Annotated in this window: 16 protein-coding genes; 7 read left to right on the forward strand and 9 right to left on the reverse strand. The window is 58.9% G+C overall.

Going from position 1 to position 16,111, the window contains the following annotated elements:
- Window positions 1–31 precede the first annotated feature (31 nt).
- A complete protein-coding gene (locus tag D8U61_RS08365) occupies window positions 32–1,681 on the reverse strand; it encodes a phosphoethanolamine--lipid A transferase (RefSeq protein WP_130902065.1) in 1,650 nt (549 codons plus the stop codon).
- A gap of 400 nt (window positions 1,682–2,081) precedes the next feature.
- Between D8U61_RS08365 and D8U61_RS08375 the strand changes: the two genes are divergently transcribed.
- Window positions 2,082–3,254: a cyanate transporter gene (locus D8U61_RS08375; RefSeq protein WP_130902063.1), complete on the forward strand. Its 1,173-nt coding sequence runs from the start codon at window positions 2,082–2,084 to the stop codon at window positions 3,252–3,254.
- Window positions 3,255–3,431: 177 nt separating this feature from the next.
- Window positions 3,432–4,367 carry a LysR family transcriptional regulator gene (locus D8U61_RS08380; protein WP_073472928.1) on the forward strand — a complete coding sequence of 312 codons (936 nt, stop codon included), beginning with the start codon at window positions 3,432–3,434 and terminating at the stop codon, window positions 4,365–4,367.
- Window positions 4,368–4,370: 3 nt separating this feature from the next.
- Here D8U61_RS08380 and D8U61_RS08385 read toward each other — a convergent pair whose 3' ends face one another.
- The gene (locus D8U61_RS08385; protein ID WP_016771238.1) at window positions 4,371–4,736 is read right to left on the reverse strand and encodes a 5-carboxymethyl-2-hydroxymuconate Delta-isomerase; all 366 of its coding nucleotides are present in this window, start codon (window positions 4,734–4,736) and stop codon (window positions 4,371–4,373) included.
- Window positions 4,737–4,901: 165 nt separating this feature from the next.
- Entirely contained in the window at window positions 4,902–5,822 is a 921-nt protein-coding gene (locus D8U61_RS08390) for a LysR substrate-binding domain-containing protein (RefSeq protein ID WP_130926744.1), read from the reverse strand.
- A gap of 202 nt (window positions 5,823–6,024) precedes the next feature.
- Between D8U61_RS08390 and D8U61_RS08395 the strand changes: the two genes are divergently transcribed.
- From D8U61_RS08395 to D8U61_RS08405, 3 genes are all read left to right on the forward strand, one after another.
- Window positions 6,025–6,216: a DUF1508 domain-containing protein gene (locus tag D8U61_RS08395; protein WP_016771242.1), complete on the forward strand. Its 192-nt coding sequence runs from the start codon at window positions 6,025–6,027 to the stop codon at window positions 6,214–6,216.
- A 133-nt stretch (window positions 6,217–6,349) separates the two neighbouring features.
- Complete coding sequence (locus D8U61_RS08400; RefSeq protein WP_122752025.1) at window positions 6,350–6,574, forward strand: hypothetical protein; 225 nt, start codon at window positions 6,350–6,352, stop codon at window positions 6,572–6,574.
- Between the two features lie 49 nt (window positions 6,575–6,623).
- On the forward strand, window positions 6,624–7,145 hold the full coding sequence (locus D8U61_RS08405; protein WP_177433318.1) for a DUF4142 domain-containing protein: 522 nt from the start codon (window positions 6,624–6,626) through the stop codon (window positions 7,143–7,145).
- Between the two features lie 14 nt (window positions 7,146–7,159).
- On the opposite strand, the gene D8U61_RS08410 is transcribed toward D8U61_RS08405, so the two are convergent.
- From D8U61_RS08410 to D8U61_RS08420, 3 genes are all read right to left on the reverse strand, one after another.
- Window positions 7,160–8,137, reverse strand: coding sequence for an SDR family oxidoreductase (locus D8U61_RS08410; RefSeq protein WP_130926745.1), 978 nt, complete (start codon window positions 8,135–8,137; stop codon window positions 7,160–7,162).
- 19 nt (window positions 8,138–8,156) lie between these two features.
- Window positions 8,157–8,387 carry a hypothetical protein gene (locus D8U61_RS08415; protein WP_071174678.1) on the reverse strand — a complete coding sequence of 77 codons (231 nt, stop codon included), beginning with the start codon at window positions 8,385–8,387 and terminating at the stop codon, window positions 8,157–8,159.
- 90 nt (window positions 8,388–8,477) lie between these two features.
- The gene (locus tag D8U61_RS08420; RefSeq protein ID WP_241663607.1) at window positions 8,478–10,055 is read right to left on the reverse strand and encodes a histidine kinase famiy protein; all 1,578 of its coding nucleotides are present in this window, start codon (window positions 10,053–10,055) and stop codon (window positions 8,478–8,480) included.
- Between the two features lie 196 nt (window positions 10,056–10,251).
- Here D8U61_RS08420 and D8U61_RS08425 point away from each other — a divergent pair, with 196 nt between their 5' ends.
- Window positions 10,252–11,241 carry a ribonuclease Z gene (locus D8U61_RS08425; RefSeq protein WP_130926746.1) on the forward strand — a complete coding sequence of 330 codons (990 nt, stop codon included), beginning with the start codon at window positions 10,252–10,254 and terminating at the stop codon, window positions 11,239–11,241.
- 48 nt (window positions 11,242–11,289) lie between these two features.
- Here the strand turns inward: D8U61_RS08425 and D8U61_RS08430 are convergent, their stop codons facing one another.
- The 3 genes from D8U61_RS08430 to chrA form a co-directional block, all read right to left on the reverse strand.
- A complete protein-coding gene (locus tag D8U61_RS08430) occupies window positions 11,290–11,799 on the reverse strand; it encodes a DUF892 family protein (RefSeq protein WP_024012005.1) in 510 nt (169 codons plus the stop codon).
- Between the two features lie 77 nt (window positions 11,800–11,876).
- Complete coding sequence (locus tag D8U61_RS08435; RefSeq protein WP_125925300.1) at window positions 11,877–12,761, reverse strand: manganese catalase family protein; 885 nt, start codon at window positions 12,759–12,761, stop codon at window positions 11,877–11,879.
- A 238-nt stretch (window positions 12,762–12,999) separates the two neighbouring features.
- On the reverse strand, window positions 13,000–14,355 hold the full coding sequence (chrA, locus tag D8U61_RS08440) for a chromate efflux transporter (RefSeq protein ID WP_130926747.1): 1,356 nt from the start codon (window positions 14,353–14,355) through the stop codon (window positions 13,000–13,002).
- Between the two features lie 238 nt (window positions 14,356–14,593).
- Between chrA and D8U61_RS08445 the strand changes: the two genes are divergently transcribed.
- Window positions 14,594–16,099 carry a site-specific integrase gene (locus tag D8U61_RS08445; RefSeq protein ID WP_130926748.1) on the forward strand — a complete coding sequence of 502 codons (1,506 nt, stop codon included), beginning with the start codon at window positions 14,594–14,596 and terminating at the stop codon, window positions 16,097–16,099.
- Window positions 16,100–16,111 lie beyond the last annotated feature (12 nt).

A 16,111-nucleotide genomic window follows, 5' to 3' on the forward strand; every position in this document is an offset into this window, starting at 1 on the left:
CGTCGCATTGGTGCGACGGGCAGGGAACGCTTCACTGCTTGGCCAACACGCCGTCGATCACTGCGCCGCGACAACCGGCGAACATGTCCAGCGCCGGCTGATAGACGCTGCTGCGCACTTCCAGCAGGCCGAGCATCGAGTGGAACAGATTGTCCTGGCTCAGCGGTTTGTCACGGCTCAGTTGCAGGCAATGGGTGTCGACCGAGTAGGCCTTCTGATAGCTGTCGGAGAACCACGCCAGCATCGCTACATGCTTCTGTTGCTCGGGCGCCAGCATATAAGGCGTGCCGTGCAGAAACAGGTTGTATTCGCCCAGCGATTCGCCGTGGTCCGACAGATAGAGCATGGCGGTGTCGACTTTGTCCTGATTGCTGCGCAGCACATCGATCAGGCTCGCCAGCACATGGTCGGTGTAGACCAAGGTGTTGTCGTAACCGTTGACGATACTTTCGCGACTGCAATTGTTCAGCGCGTTACTTTCACAGACCGGAGTGAAGTGTTCGTACTCCTTGGGATAACGCTTGAAGTAATCGGGGCCGTGACTGCCCATCTGATGCAGCACCAGCACGGTGTCCTTGTCCAGATGTTCGATAAAACTTTGCAGCCCTTGCAGGAGGATTTCATCGCGACATTCGCTGTTGGCGCACAACGCCGGGTCTTGCAACTTGCTGACATCCTGCACCGTGACACGGTCGCAAGTGCCTTTGCAGCCGGACTGATTATCGCGCCAGATCACATTGATGCCGGCACGCTTGAGTACGTCGAGCAAGCCCTCTTCATTCCTGGCCTTGCTGGCGTTGTAATCCTTGCGGCCCATATTGGAGAACATGCACGGTACCGAGACTGCGGTTTCCGTGCCGCAGGAATGCACGTCAGTGAAAGCGATCAGCCCCGCTTCCTTGTCCAGTTGCGGCGTGGTGTCTCGGTCGTAACCGAGAATGCCGAAGTTCTGCGCCCGCGCACTCTCCCCCACCACCAGCACCGTGAGGGATTTGCGTGGCTGTAGCTGCAAGTCGGGATTGCGCTGGGCATCTTCGCCGATCTTGATGAACGGCTGCTGCGCCGAGACCACTTGCTCTTGCAGATAACCAATGGATGCGCCGATGTAATTGCTCGGCACCAGCATCAGGCGAATTTCGTGGTGATTGCGAAACAGCGACGACAAGCCTTGATAGTTGGCCAATGCGACAACACCGATCACCGCTGCCGAGGCAACACTGACAATAACTTTGCTGAACAACTCGCGATGCCAGCGCCGATAACTGACCGGAACTTTCCACAACAACAAACACGGCAGGACACCCAGCAAGAGAATATAAGCAAACAACTTCAATGAGAGCAGATCACGCACTTCCGTGACGTTGGTCTCGGCAAAGTTGCGCAACATGCCGGCATCGATCATCACGCCATATTGGCTCATGAAATAAGCCACGCCGGCGCTGACTAAAAACAACAGGGTCAATAGTGGTTTAAGCAGTGGCCGGAAAGCGAATAATGTCAGGACTATGTTGAACGCGGCAAAGATCATCACGCCAAACGCAACGCGCATGGCGATGCCCTTGCCATCGGCGGCGGTGATCTCGAACAGATGTTGCCAAAGCACCAGATTGAAACCGAGCAACAAAAAGGCGCTGGCAAACAACGTCACCCATTCCGGGTGCACGGCTTTTAACTTCAACATATGAGTGACTGTTCCTGAAAGAAGAGCCTCGTCGATTGTGAAAATTTCATTCACCGAGGCATGCCAAACTTTAGGCGGCAGCGAATCAATTTTTCGTGAAAAAGATGCTAATGATTAGTTGCCTCGGAGTACGAACGTGAAGGTTTGCGAGTATTTGAGAATGGTTCAGGTTTTATTCAGTTTCAGGCACTTCGCAATGTCCTGTGGGAGCGAGCCTGCTCGCGAAAGCGCAGTGTCAGCAAATGAATGTCTGTCTGGAGGAACGCATTCGCGAGCAGGCTCGCTCCCACATCGGGACAGGGGTGTTATCGAGTTTTTAGGTCTGGCCCGCGACTTTCTGATTTGCCGACGTCGGCGACGCCAAGCCTAATCATCAGCCTCCGCACTCAAAGGCCCGCCGATGAATCACACCCGCCCCGCCGCTTGGCTGATGCTCGCGATCATCCTTGTCGCACTTAATCTGCGCCCCTCAATGGCAGCCATCGGGCCGCTGCTGTCGGCGATCCGTGGCGATATACCGTTGAGCTTCACGCTTGCCTCTCTGCTGACGATGCTGCCGGTGATGGCCATGGGACTGGCGATGTTTTTCGGCCTGAGCATCAGCCAGCGCCTGGGCGACCGACGCACGGTGCTGCTGTCGCTGTTGATCATCGGGCTGGCGAGCGTGTCACGGCTGTTTATCGATTCGGCGATCGAGCTGATCGTCAGCGCGATGCTGGCCGGCATTGGCATAGCCCTGATTCAGGCATTGATGCCGGCGCTGATCAAATCGCGCTTTGCTGACAACGTGGCGTTATGCATGGGCGTCTACGTCACGTCAATCATGGGCGGCGCGGCGATTGCCGCCTCGTTCGCGCCACTGGTGATGGTGCAGGCCGGCAGCTGGCGCGTGGGGCTGGCCATCTGGGCGGCGTTGGCATTGGTCGCGTTGCTGGTCTGGTGCTTGCAGCCCGCGCAAGCCATATCAACGGTGACCCGGCGGGAGTCTTTCATCACCCGCCCTCGCGCCTGGTTGCTGGCGATTTTCTTTGGCCTCGGTACGGCGTCCTACACCTGTGTCCTCGCCTGGCTCGCCCCGTATTACGTGGAAAAAGGCTGGAGTGAACAGAACGCTGGGCTGCTGTTGGGTTTTCTTACAGCGATGGAGGTCATTTCCGGCCTGGCAGTGCCTGCGATCGCCAATCGCAGCCGTGATCGGCGTGGGATAGTGGCGGTTCTGCTGTTGCTGATCATCGGCGGTTTCTGCGGGCTGATACTCGTCCCGCAATATTTGGCCCTGCTGTGGCCTTGTCTGTTGGGCCTGGGGATTGGCGGTCTGTTTCCGATGAGCCTGATCGTCGCGCTGGATCATTGCGACGAGCCGCAGCGTGCCGGTGGCCTGACCGCGTTTGTACAGGGGATCGGTTATCTGATCGCCAGCCTCTCGCCGCTGTTGGCAGGGATGATTCGCGATCGGCTGGGCAATTTCGAAGGCGCGTGGTGGGCGTTGACGGCGGTGATGGTGATCATGCTGCTGATGGTGATGCGCTTCGACCCTCGCCACTACGCGCGCCACTTGCCTCGCCCGGGCTAGAGGCCTCTGGCCATCTTTTGCGCACGAGATTGGCAACGTCGTGTTGCTAAAAGTTTCTGTCCCACATGTGTCCGTGAAATGTCCTACAAGGGTTTCTCCTGGCACCATCGTTCCGTTAGGATCGTACGCACACGTTTGCGCGAATTCTGCGCAAGGGGGCACAGCGAGACGGAACTCATGCTGAACAGTAATTTGCTTCGCAAGCTCGACATGCAGGACTTGATGGTATTCGTCGCCGTGTACGAGCAGAGCAGTGTCACCGATGTCTCGGAAACCCTGTTCGTCAGCCAGTCCACCGTCAGTTATTGCCTGAAGAAACTGCGCACCAGTTTCGAAGACGAACTGTTCATCAACACCCGCACCGGCATGCGCCCGACCTACAAGGCCTGCAGCATGTACGGCCATGTGCAGAAGATCATCGAAAGCATCAACCTCTGCCACGCCGGTGCCCCGGCCTTCGACCCGAGCCGGCAGGCGGTGACTTTCAACATTTGCGCCCCGGAATACTTCGAGCAGTTGATCCTGCCGCGCCTGTTGAAGCGCTTCGACTTTGACGACTTGCCGGTGATGGTCAACATGCACAAGTTTGAAACCGATGTGCCGGCCGAAGAGCTGCGCGACGGCAGCCTCGATCTGGTGATCAGTTTCGGCCCGCACTTTCACCGCCAGCATGCAGATCTGAAATCACGGATGCTGCTGGAAGATGACCTGGTCTGCGTCTTCGACAAACGCGCCACGCCACTGGAGCCGCGCCTGAGCCTGCAAGCATTTACCGAGCGTCGGCATGTGTTCCCGACGCCGTGGACATCAAGCACCAACATGGTCGACGGCTGGCTGGCGCGGCAAGCGCAAAAGCGCCAGATAGTGGCCCGATCGAACAGCTACAGCGCCGCATTGAAGATGATCACCGGCACCGACTTCATCCTCACCCTGCCCCGACGTATCCAGCGTTTGCTGACCAACGACGCGGTGTTCAACCACTGCGAGGCGCCCAATGGCTTGCCGGGTTTCACCCTCGACATGCAGTGGAGCCAGAACGCCGATCAGGACAGCGCCAACGTCTGGCTGCGCGAGCAGGTGATTCAGGTGTGCAGCGAGCTGGAAAACGCCTGAGCGTCAGACGCCGATCGCGGCTTTGCTGTAGGACTCGCGATCGATGTCGAGCAGTTCGACACACAGTTGCACTTCGAGCCCAGCCGGCCATTCGCAGAGTTCCTGCAACACCGCCAGCAGGCTTTGCGAGAGCTGCTTCTTGATCTCCGCCGAGCGCCCGCTGAGCAAGGCCAGTTTCACATGGACGAAGGCGCGCTCGCCCTGCGCCGTGCCGACCTTGAAGTTGTCGATCTTGATCGCGCGGCTCTTGATATCGAACTCCGCGCCGAACTGACCGGAACCGACCAGCGTGTTGTTGAGCCGAATCAGGGCGATGTCAGCGTTCAACTGCGTCAGGTTGGCGGTGTATTCCATGTGCAGGTGTGGCATTGCGGATCTCCAGTCGGCGGATGCGGGGGCGTACATATACCACAATCACACAGCGTCATTTGTGGGAGCGAGCCTGCTCGCGAAAGCGTCCTTTCAGTTCGCACATCCGCGCCTGCCGAACGGCTTCGCGAGCAGGCTCGCTCCCACAGGGTTGTGTGGTGCTTGTCAGGACGGAATCAGCGCCCGTTCACTCATGAACGCTTCGAGCCGCGAGCGCAGCCAGCGTTCGGCAGGGTCGCTGTCGACGTGGCTGAGCCAGACCATCGACAGGTCCAGTGTCGGCGTCTTGAACGGAAACGGTTCCTGGAACAGCGCCCCGGACGCCGCCATCGCCGCTGCGGTGTAATCCGGCAGGCTGGCGATCAGGTCGGTGCCGGCCAGCAACGCCGGCAGTGCGCTGTATTGCGGCACCGACAACACCACCTGCCGCGTGCGGCCCAGCTCCGCCAGCCACTCATCGGCGTAGCCACTGACATTGGCCGTGTGCGACACCAGCACATGCGGGCGAGCGCAATATTCGTCGAGGGTCAGCGGCGTATCAGAGGCATCGGCACGCAGGATGCTCGGCTGGATGTGCCGCAGCAGTTTGCGTTTGGCGTTGGCCGGCAGGCCGCGGGTCTGGCTGATGCCGACGGTGATATCACCGGCGGCCAACAGGTCGGGAATGCGCCAGTAATCGACATGCTGCACCACGAACACCACGCTCGGTGCTTCCTGGCGCAGCGCGCGCAACAGCGGCGGCAGCAGGCCGAATTCGACGTCGTCGGACAGGCCGATGCGAAAGGTCATGGTGCTGGTGGCGGGATCGAAATCGCGGGTCAGGCTCAGCGCCGCCGACAGTGAATCCAGTGCCGGTTTGAGATGGCGGTAAATGTCTTCGGCGCGGGCCGTCGGTTCCATGCGATGGCCGACGCGGATGAACAGCGGATCATTGAGCATCGTGCGCAAACGGTTGAGTGCCGAACTGATGGTCGGCTGGCCGAGGAACAGCTTCTCCGCCGCGCGGGTCACGTTGCGTTCGAGCATCAGGGTCTCGAACACCACCATCAGGTTGATGTCGGCCTTGCGTAGTTCATTGCGGTTCATCCATTGCCCCTGCTCCCGGAATAGCGGCAGTGTAGAAAGGCGTTGGGGATGCCGTCCATAAACGTTTATGCAGCGGCTTTTGCAGAAACATTCGCGAACGATTGGAAACAAATCCCCGATAGCCAAAAAAACCCGCTGCGCTAGGCTTGCGTCGATGCGCCACACAGGTTGGCGCGCACATCCATCGCAGGGAGCGAACCCCATGTATTTCGAAATCTACCGACAAACCCGAGGCACCCCGAGCACTGGCAAAGGCCAATGGCGCTGGCGGCTGCGTGCGCGTAACCACGAGACCGTGGCCAGTGGCGAATCGTATGTGAACAAGGCTGATTGCCTGCATGTGATCAATCTGATCAAAGCCGTACAGGGCGAGACGCCGATCAAGGAAATTTGAGCGACGTCCCGTTCATCTGCAAAGCGGCACCGTCTGTCGCCCTTCAAAGGGTTTATTTGAATGCTTGTCAGCGGTGTTCATCAAAGGTGCATGTACTGCAATTTTTGCTGCCATGCACCCAAGGATTTCAGCCATGTCCCATGAGCACCGCTACCTCGTCAGTTTCATCGTCGACAACCAGCCGCAAAGCCGCACGCTGATCCACGATGGCGACACCCTTGATCCGGGTCTCGCTGAAACCCTGGTCAAGACCGCTTTCGCCGAATTGAAGACCGCTTCACTGAGCGACGTCCAGGTGCAGAAACGCACCAGGCCCGACGAAGGCGACAACGTCCCCGGCCACTATCAGCAGCCATGAGCCGATCCCGGGCCGCCACCATCCATCGATGCTGCGGAGGTTACGCGCCATGAAATCACTCGCCGCGATCTGCCTTGCGGTCTTGGCTATGAGCGTCCAGCCAGGCCATGCAGACACTATCGACGCCTTCATCGAAGAGGCGGCACAGCAAAGCCTGTTCCAGCACAACAGTTCGCGCATCGCCTTGGAAAAGGCAACCTTGCCCGAAGTCAAAGCGTTCGCCAGACAAATGATCTCCGACCATGAGCGTTTCGATAAACAAATCAGGCAGCTGGGGCAAAGCCAGCATATGGTGGTTCCCGCCGAACCCTCGGTGGCATCCAAAGCCAAGCAGCTACGCCTTGAATCAAGGGATGACTCGTTCGACCGCATTTACATCGACAGCCAGGCCGAAACCCTTGAGCAAAAGCTGATGCTGTTCAAGAAAGAAGCGATGTCATCACAAAATCCGCAGCTCAAGGCTTTCGCCCAATCCGCATTGCCGGACATCGAGAAACAGGCAAAAACTGCCCGCGACCTGCAGGAAAAACTCAAGCCCTCCGCTGGCGCACTGAAATCCGTCAACCCCTGACTAACGGGGAACAATCAAAGCTGTAATAGAACCACGGCCACCAGTACGGCAATTACTGCCGATACCGCCAGCACTTGAGTCGAAGTCAAGGCCAGCGCCGCGTCCTTTGAGCGGCCGATAAAGCGGCCACGGGTCTGATGCCGATCCGGCTGCGCTTCGAACAGGTTGTCCGGGTGCTCGTTGTCTTCAGGCTCATTGGTCTGCTGACCGGACCATGCACTTCGCGCCATCAAACGGTCGAGCAGACCGGGAATGACCGACTGGCCGACAATCGCTTTGATCGTCGACCACCCCAGCCACAACTCTCGCGGCGGACGCTTTACCACACTGAAAATTGCCCGTGCTGCCACATCGGGGTCGTGAATCGGTGGCACCGGTTGGGGACGCTTGGGCAATTTGTTGCGTGCCCAATCGAACTGCGGGGTATTGATCGCCGGCAATTGCACCATGCACACGCGAATATGGCTGCGCTCATGCAGCAACTCACAGCGCAATGAATCAGTAAAACCGCGCACAGCGAACTTCGCCCCGCAATAGGCGGCCTGCAACGGAATCGCGCGATAGGCCAGTGCCGAGCCGACCTGGATGATCAGGCCCTTGTTGCGCGCACGCATCAACGACAGCGCCACCAAGGTGCCATGAACCGTACCGAGATAGGTCACCTGAGTGACGCGCTCGATCTCGGCGGCGGACAATTGTTCTATCGGCGAGAGCACCGTGACCATCGCCGCGTTGACCCACACCGCCAGCGGCCCAAGCGTGGCTTCCAGTTGCTGCGCGGCCTCTTGCACGGCGAGCGCATCGGCGACATCGACGCTAACCGTTTCAACCTGAACGCCATACGCTTGCAGCTCTGCTTGCGTGGCGGCCAGCCCCGCCGGATCACGCGCCAACAGGCCGATGCGGTAGCCCCCAGCGGCAAATCGATGAGCCACCGCGCGCCCCACGCCAGCACTGGCGCCGCTTATCACCACCAAAGGTTGCTCCTGCATGAACCGTTCTCCCTGATGCTCAGTCGATCGGCCCGATATTGATCATCAGGTCATCGCCCAGCCCTTGCACCTTGGCCAGTACGTCCACCGGCGTCTCGCTGGAAAAATGCACGACGTAGCCCATGCCGCTGCCGTCCTCTTCGATTGCACTGACCCACGACTCCACCTCGTCAGCATCCAGCCCCAGCGCCTGACCGAACTGGCGGTTGCGGTGATCGGAATCGGTTTCGTCCATCGGATAATCACTCATAGCAAACATCTCCTCGGGGATCGTCCCCTCACTGGTTGCTCAATGTGGTCTTAAGGATGGACGCCGAACGTTCACTGACAGTTCGTTTTTTCAGCCGAGCATCGAGCGCAGCTTGCGCAGCAGATCCACCGGCGCGTAGGGCTTGGCGATCAATTCGAACTCATTGTCAGCCAGCTCATTGGGCGCCGACTCGTCCGCGCAGTAGCCGGTCGTCAGCAGGATCTTCATGGCCGGATAGCGCTGGCTGATTTCCCGCGCCAGTGCCAGCCCGTTCATCTCACCGGGCATGACCAGATCGGTGAAGACCAGCTCAAATTCGCTACTCTGCAACATCGCCAGCGCCTCGCTCGCGTCTGCAGCAATGGCTGTGCGGTAACCGTGTTCGGACAGGACCAGACGCGCCAGTTCAGCGACTTCCGGACGGTCCTCGACGATCAGAATGCGCTCCGTGCCCTTGAGATTTTCTGCGGTTTCAGCGGAGCCAGGTGCCGATAGCTGACTGTCATCCGCCGGGAAGAACAGGCGCACCGTGGTGCCGAGCCCCGGTGTCGATTCGATTTTGACCACACCGCCGGATTGCTTGACGAAGCCGTAGACCATCGATAGCCCGAGGCCAGCGCCGCTACCTTCCTCTTTCGTGGTGTAGAACGGTTCCATGACCTTGTCGAGATCGTCAGCGGCAATGCCCACGCCGTTATCGGCGATCGCGATGCAGACGTAACGCCCCGCCGCCAGTCCGCCCTGGTGCGGATCGGTCGCGTCCGGGACAACGACGTTGCGGGTCTGCACGGTGATCACCGGCTGTTGCTGCTGCCCCAACGCATCGCGGGCATTGGACAGCAGATGATTCAGTGCCATCTCGGCCTGCGCCGGGTCGAGCCGGCAGTTCCACAAATCCTCGGCCAGTTCGAATCGCGGTTCCAGATCGGCGGATTCATGCGTCGGCAACGGAGAGCGCTCAAGCAAGGCATTAAGATTGATCACCCGCCCCTCAAGCCGTTGTCGGCGGGAGAATGCCAGCAGATGCTGGGTCAGCAAACGTGCTTTTTCCGCCGCCGCGCGAGCGTGGCCGGCGCCGACTACGATGCGTTGCGGATCAATGCTCGGCCGCTTGGCGGTGTGTTGGATCAGCTCGATGTAGCCGATCATCACTTGCAACAGATTGTTGAAATCGTGGGCGATGCCACCGGTCAACTGGCCCAGCGCTTCCATGTTCTCGCTGTAGCGCAGGCCGTCCTCGGCGTCGCGTCGGCGGCTGACGTCCATTTGCGAGGCGAAGAAATACACCAGTTGCCCGCGCTCGTTGAATAGTGGCGCGATAAACAGCTCGTTCCAGAACGACGAGCCATCCTTGCGATAGTTGAGTACCTCCACGCAGGTTTCGTGTTGATGTTTGAGCGCTTGCTTGACCTGCTGCAAGACGGAACGATCAGTCTGCTCGCCTTGCAGAAACCTGCAGTTGCGCCCGAGCACTTCTTCCAGCTCGTAGCCGCTGAGTTCAAGAAACGCATTGTTGGCAAAAATGATGGGATCGTCGGGCTGCGCTGGATCGGTGACAATCATGGCCATACGGCTGACCTGCACCGCCGCGAAAAACACATCTTTGCGTTCTTGCGAAAGGGTCGCCGCATCGGCGCGGTCGACGATCGGCCTGGATTTTCTGGGCAAGTTGACCTCCGCTAAGTGACTCCGTTTCGCTGTGACCATCATCAGCGAGCGAAGTGCCAAGGCCGGACACCGCAACGGCGGGTGTCCGATGAATCGCCCCGGTACTTCGATGGATCCGAATCGCCTCGCTGATTGTCGAAAGCTCACCGAGAACTGCACGCAAGATCTGAAATCCGATCCGCCAGGGAGAACCACCGTGGATTTGTTGTTTCTGGGCACGTCTGCCGGCGTGCCGACCCGCCAGCGCAACGTCAGCGCAACAGCATTGATCGCCTCTGCCGGCAAGGGCTGGTACCTGATCGATTGCGGTGAAGGCACCCAGCACCAAGTGCTGCACACGCCGCTGTCACTGAGTGAATTGCGGGCGATTTTCATCACTCATGTGCACGCCGATCACTGCCTGGGCTTGCCGGGTCTGCTGGCGAGCACCGGCATGTCCGGACGCACGCGGCCGCTGGACATTATTCTGCCGGCGGCGCTGCAGCCATGGCTGAGAATGAGCCTTGAGGTGACGCAATCGCATCTGCCCTTCGAGATCAACCTGCACGCTGTGGAAACGCTTACCGAATGGCGCAACCTCAACGTCCAGGTGCAGACCGTCGAGTTGTCGCATCGTGTGCCGTGTCACGGTTATGTATTTACCGAGTCCGATCCGGAACCGCGTCTCGACGTGCAGCGACTCGACGCTGAAGGCATCGAACGCGGCCCGCTCTGGGGTCAGTTGGCCCATGGGCAGGACGTGGAGGTTGGCGGGCGGATGCTGCACGCTCGCGACTATATGCTGAGCGCGCGACCTGATCGGCGCATCATCGTCTGCGGCGACAACGATCGGCCGGCACTGCTGGCAGAAGTGGCGCAATCGGCGGATGTGCTGGTGCATGAAGCGACATTCGTGCAGGCAGCAATCGACCGTGCTCGTGCCAGTTACGGCCACAGTAGCGCCGCCGCTGTCGCCGGTTTCGCCGAATCCGCCGGGGTGCGCAATCTGGTGCTGACGCACTTCAGCGCACGCTATCAGGCCAACCCGGCGGTGAGTCCGTCGATCGAAGATGTGCGCAGTGAAGCGGCGGCGCTGTATGACGGCCAACTGATTCTGGCGCGGGATCTGCAGCGCTATCACTTGGACCGGCTAGGTCATTTGCAACCGGTGGAGATCGAGCGCAAGCCGCTGCAGGTCGCGCCGTAATTTGATAGCGCGTCCGCCCGTCTGGCAGGCGGACGCCGGTGGGCATGGTTACTTCTTGGCTTCTTTGTCCGGATCCGCCGAGCGTTCGAGAAACGCGTCGGTCAGTTGCGGCAAATGCTTGAGCAGCCATTCAGCCATGGCCACTTCCTGCGGCAGAATCTGTTCGCAGGCCTTCTGCGTCTGCGTGTCCCCCGCCGCTTTCGCCGCTGCGATCAGCACGGTATAGCTGGCGACCTCCATGTTCTCGAAAACGTAGCCGGCCATGGCGCCCTTGATCACTTCATCGCTCATCAAGGAGCCGCCGACAGCCTGACCGAACGCCATCAATTTGCCGCCCAGGTCTTTCATCGTCGAGGATTCACCGCCCAGACGTTGCAGGCATTCGTCGATGAGTTTCTGCTGGCCGAGGGTTTCTTCGATGTGCTGATCGATGCGCGCCTTGAGCTGCGGGTAATGTTCCAGACGCTTGGATTGTGCCTTGAGCATTTGCTCGGCCTGTTGCTCCATGGCATGGGCATCACGCAGCCAGTCGAGCAGGTTTTCCTGTGGAGTAGCCATTGTCGAGTCCTCTTCTTGATGATTTCACAGTGATCAACCGGGGCGCGCCGCTCGATGTCCGGCGCGCCCCACGTGCCTTACAAACCAGGCTTGGCCTGCGCGCCGGAGCCCAGATCCGCACCGGTGACCGGCTCGCTGTTGGGGTCGGACATGGTGCGCATCTTCATGTTTTCCAGCAGCGCTTCGTCGGCGCTGTCCAGTTGCACGGTGGCCAAGCCATCGCCGCCGTCGACCGCTGGCGTCGGGGTTTCGACGAACTCCCAATCGTCGCCCTGATTCCACGGGCCGCGCATGCTTTCGGTGCCTTGCGACATGTTGAAGTAGACGTTGGTGAACTCAGGCATGCCGGGCAGCTTGCCTTGCGGGAAGTTTGGCTGAATCGAATGCAGGGCTTTTTCGAACGACAACTGGTGGGCGATCTCACGGGTCATCAGAAAGCCCAGAGCCTCTTTCACGCCGGGGTCATCGGTCACGTTCATCAAGCGCTCATAGACGATCTTCGCCCGTGCTTCAGCAGCAATATTGGAGCGCATGTCGGCGGTCGGCTCACCGATGGTATCGACGTACGCCGCCGTCCAGGGCACACCGGCAGAGTTGGTCAGCGGCGAACCGGCACCGTAGAGGAGGCTGGTGATGTGCGAGTCATTGCCGTTGCCATTGAGCGAGCGATACAGCTCGCCCTCCTGCTCGACGCCTTCGGCCATCCGGCCTTTCGCGCCCTTGTTGAGCATGACGATGATCGAGCCAATGATTTCCAAATGGCTGAGTTCTTCAGTGGCAATATCCATCAGCAGGTCTTTGCGTCCCGGATCGTCCTCGGCCAGGGCTTGAGTGAAATAGCGCGAAGCCGCCGCCAGTTCACCTTGTGCGCCGCCAAACTGCTCGAGCAACAGATTGGCCAGCCCCGGATTGGGCTCGGCGACACGAACGGTGTATTGAAGTCGCTTGTTATGTAGAAACATGACAAATCTCCTCAGTCGGGTAAGCGTGGCAAGTTCTGGGTAAAAGTTTGCCTACCCTTTTGTGAAGCATTGTCGTTGCGGAAATTTCAAAAAATTTGCGGCGACAGGACAAATGGTTTGAACCGCGCGAACAAGCGAAACGGGGCTATACCGCTGGGGATATTCGCACTGGAATGACCGGAACTTATGGCCGGAATCGAGTCTCCAGCGCGCGATTCGATTTCCGGCGCCGCGATCACTAACGCAGCAAATGCACCACCAACCCAACCAACGCACAGCCCAGCAACACCTGAATCACTCCGCGCTTGAAGCGAAACAGCGCAATGGCCGCCGCAATGGCGATCAACGCCGAGGGCCAATCCAGGCTGCCGCTGAAGCCTTGCGGCCAGAGCACGTGGTAGCCGAAGAAACACGCCAGATTGAGAATCACCCCAACCACCGCAGCGGTGATCGCGGTCAGTGGGGCGGTGAATTTGAGTTCGTCGTGCGTCGACTCCACCAGCGGGCCGCCGGCGAGGATGAACAGGAAGGAAGGCAGAAAGGTGAACCACGTCACCAGTGCGGCAGCGACCGCTCCGGCGAGAAACACCTGATCGGCGCCAAACACCTGCGACACATAAGCCCCGATAAAACCGACAAACGCCACCACCATGATCAGCGGCCCCGGTGTGGTTTCGCCCAGCGCCAAGCCGTCGATCATCTGCGTCGGGGTCAGCCAGCCGTAGTGACCGACCGCACCTTGATAGACATAGGGCAGCACCGCATAAGCTCCACCGAAGGTGAGCAGCGCTGCTTTGGTGAAAAACCAGCTCATTTGCGTCAACGTGCCCTGCCAGCCGAATAGCGCGGTCAATACCCCCATCGGCAACGCCCAAAGCGCGGCGCCAATCACGGCGAGCGTGGCCAGTTTCGTCCAGCTGAAACGGGCATGGGCCGGGGTTGGCGTGTCGTCGTCGATCAACGCCGCGCCGAAAGACTTCTTCGCTGCGCTATGCCCGCCGGCCCTGAATTTCTCCGGCGCCAGTCGACCGCCGAAATAGCCAATCACCGCAGCACCCAGCACGATCAACGGGAACGGCACATTGAACGCAAAAATCGCCGTAAACGACGCCGCCGCGATCGCCCACAGCCAATTGTTCTTCAGCGCCCGCGAACCGATGCGATGCGCCGCTTGCACGACAATGGCCGTCACCGCAGGCTTGATCCCGTAAAACAGCCCCGCCACCACCGGCACTTCACCGAAGGCGATATAGAGCCACGACAGGAAAATCAGGATGAACAGCGACGGCAACACGAACAACGCCCCGGCCACAATCCCGCCCCAGCTCCGATGCATCAGCCAGCCAATGTAAGTCGCCAACTGCTGCGCCTCAGGCCCGGGCAGCAACATGCAATAGTTCAAGGCATGCAGAAAACGCCGCTCGGAAATCCAGCGCCGCCGCTCGACCAACTCCTGGTGCATTATCGAAATCTGCCCGGCCGGCCCGCCGAAACTGATAAAGCCCAGCTTCAACCAGAACCAGAACGCCTCGCGCAGACTCACGGCCTGCGGCCTAACGTCGTCATCACCCACCAACGGCTGAACTTCACTCATCGAGCTGTTCCTTTTATGCAGTCGGCAGGTTGTACCCGAAAAGCGCAACGAACAAAACGCCAGAAACGAAAAAGCCCCCGTAATCAGCAATGATTACGGGGGCTTCGTCTTGTTCAATAATGGCGGAGAGATAGGGACTCACCATACGTAGCCGCCAAGCCCAGCAGGTGCCGTATTTACTGGCTTTCCCGGCGATTTTACGTAGACTCTTTACGTAGAATCATCGGAGCTACTGACCATGCCCAAGGCCAACAATCTCGAACTTCAAGGCGGCACCTACCACGTCAGAATGGATATACCCAAGGACGTGCGAGAGGCTTTCGGCGGTCGTCGTATCCTGTCCCTGTCGCTGAAAACTGGCTCGCGAGAGGAGGCAATGTTCCGTCGTCTGCCCATCCTGCACGCTTGGAAGAGCCAGATAAAAGCCATACGTGAAGGCAAGCTACTGGGAGATGGCTGGCAAGAAGACATAGTGCAAACCCTTGAAGATTTGGATGCCATCACCCAAGGGCAGAAACGAGCGCTTGTCGGTGAGACCGCCCCACCACTGCCTGATGTTGATCCAGCCCTGAAAGCGAAGCTGATGAGCAGCCCTCGGTTCATGGAAGCAGTGCGCCTGCTCGTGGGCGACCACCTAAAGGATGGAATCGGCGGGCGAGTACAGATTCAGGACGAACTGAATCGAGGGCTCAAAGGCATGCTGCAAAAGCGTCTCGGCACTGATTACAAGCTCACCGCTCAGCAGCGCCAAGAACTGGAAACATTGGTGAAAGATCCGGCCAGCTACAAGGCTCGCTCGCCGATTACGAAGGCACGGTTAGCCTCATTCCGCACCTACAGGCTTGAGCACCATGTCGCCCTCAAGACGGTGAATCAGCAGGAGTCGAAGCTGTTGAATCTGTCGGAGCATCTGCAAACGACTGGCACCAAGCTCGACTTTGATTCGGTGAGTGCATGGCTACAGGGCATGAAACTCAGCTCGAAAACCAAGCAGCAATATCTGCTCGCTGGTAGCCAATTCTGGCGATGGGCAATGACGCATGAGCCACAGTGGCGACAGACCTTCAAAGGGCATGTGAACCCGTTCGATAAACACACGCTACCTACACTCAAAGGCAAGGCCAAGCTTGACGCGAAACGGAAGGCTTTCACCGTTGAGGAAGTCGGCACCCTGTATTCAGCAGCGAAGAAACAAGGTCTCGACACACTGGCAGACTTGATCCTACTGGGTGGGTATACCGGCGCTCGCATTGAGGAACTGTGCCAGCTCCGCAAGGAACATCTGATTACCGTGGACGGGGTGAGGATGTTCGATATCGTGGATTCGAAGACCGTTGCGGGGATTCGACAGGTGCCAGTGCATCCCAACCTAACGGCGCTGGTGGATCGACTCAGCGAATCATCTACGGATGGCTATCTGGTGCCCACCGGCAGCAATAACAAATACTCGATTCGGTCGGACGCATTGAGTAAGGCGTTTGGTAGGCTGAAAACCACCTTGGGCTTTGATCGTAACCGCGTGTTCCACAGCATAAGGGCGACGGTAATTACTCAACTGGTACGGGCGGACATACCTGACAGGTTGATCAAGGAGCTTGTAGGTCATGAAACCGGAACGGTGACGTTCGACGTATATTCGAATGGATCGTCACCGAAACAGAAGTTCGACGCCGTCGCTAAGCTGCCTGCCGTACCAATTGATCAAATGTTAGGCCCACTCAATCTGGCTACCAAAGCCCACTAACTATCTAAAAAA

The sequence above is a fragment of the Pseudomonas sp. Sample_14 genome, assembly GCF_004307515.1.
Classification (GTDB): Bacteria; Pseudomonadota; Gammaproteobacteria; order Pseudomonadales; family Pseudomonadaceae; genus Aquipseudomonas; species Aquipseudomonas atacamensis.

Excerpts from the sequence above, each read along its gene's own strand:
- D8U61_RS08365 (WP_130902065.1), bottom strand. The coding sequence starts at position 1,681 with ATGTTGAAGTTAAAAGCCGTGCACCCGGAATGGGTGACGTTGTTTGCC.
- D8U61_RS08375 (WP_130902063.1), top strand. The coding sequence starts at position 2,082 with ATGAATCACACCCGCCCCGCCGCTTGGCTGATGCTCGCGATCATCCTT.
- D8U61_RS08380 (WP_073472928.1), top strand. The coding sequence starts at position 3,432 with ATGCTGAACAGTAATTTGCTTCGCAAGCTCGACATGCAGGACTTGATG.
- D8U61_RS08385 (WP_016771238.1), bottom strand. The coding sequence starts at position 4,736 with ATGCCACACCTGCACATGGAATACACCGCCAACCTGACGCAGTTGAAC.
- D8U61_RS08390 (WP_130926744.1), bottom strand. The coding sequence starts at position 5,822 with ATGAACCGCAATGAACTACGCAAGGCCGACATCAACCTGATGGTGGTG.
- D8U61_RS08395 (WP_016771242.1), top strand. The coding sequence starts at position 6,025 with ATGTATTTCGAAATCTACCGACAAACCCGAGGCACCCCGAGCACTGGC.
- D8U61_RS08400 (WP_122752025.1), top strand. The coding sequence starts at position 6,350 with ATGTCCCATGAGCACCGCTACCTCGTCAGTTTCATCGTCGACAACCAG.
- D8U61_RS08405 (WP_177433318.1), top strand. The coding sequence starts at position 6,624 with ATGAAATCACTCGCCGCGATCTGCCTTGCGGTCTTGGCTATGAGCGTC.
- D8U61_RS08410 (WP_130926745.1), bottom strand. The coding sequence starts at position 8,137 with ATGCAGGAGCAACCTTTGGTGGTGATAAGCGGCGCCAGTGCTGGCGTG.
- D8U61_RS08415 (WP_071174678.1), bottom strand. The coding sequence starts at position 8,387 with ATGAGTGATTATCCGATGGACGAAACCGATTCCGATCACCGCAACCGC.
- D8U61_RS08430 (WP_024012005.1), bottom strand. The coding sequence starts at position 11,799 with ATGGCTACTCCACAGGAAAACCTGCTCGACTGGCTGCGTGATGCCCAT.
- D8U61_RS08435 (WP_125925300.1), bottom strand. The coding sequence starts at position 12,761 with ATGTTTCTACATAACAAGCGACTTCAATACACCGTTCGTGTCGCCGAG.
- chrA (WP_130926747.1), bottom strand. The coding sequence starts at position 14,355 with ATGAGTGAAGTTCAGCCGTTGGTGGGTGATGACGACGTTAGGCCGCAG.
- D8U61_RS08445 (WP_130926748.1), top strand. The coding sequence starts at position 14,594 with ATGCCCAAGGCCAACAATCTCGAACTTCAAGGCGGCACCTACCACGTC.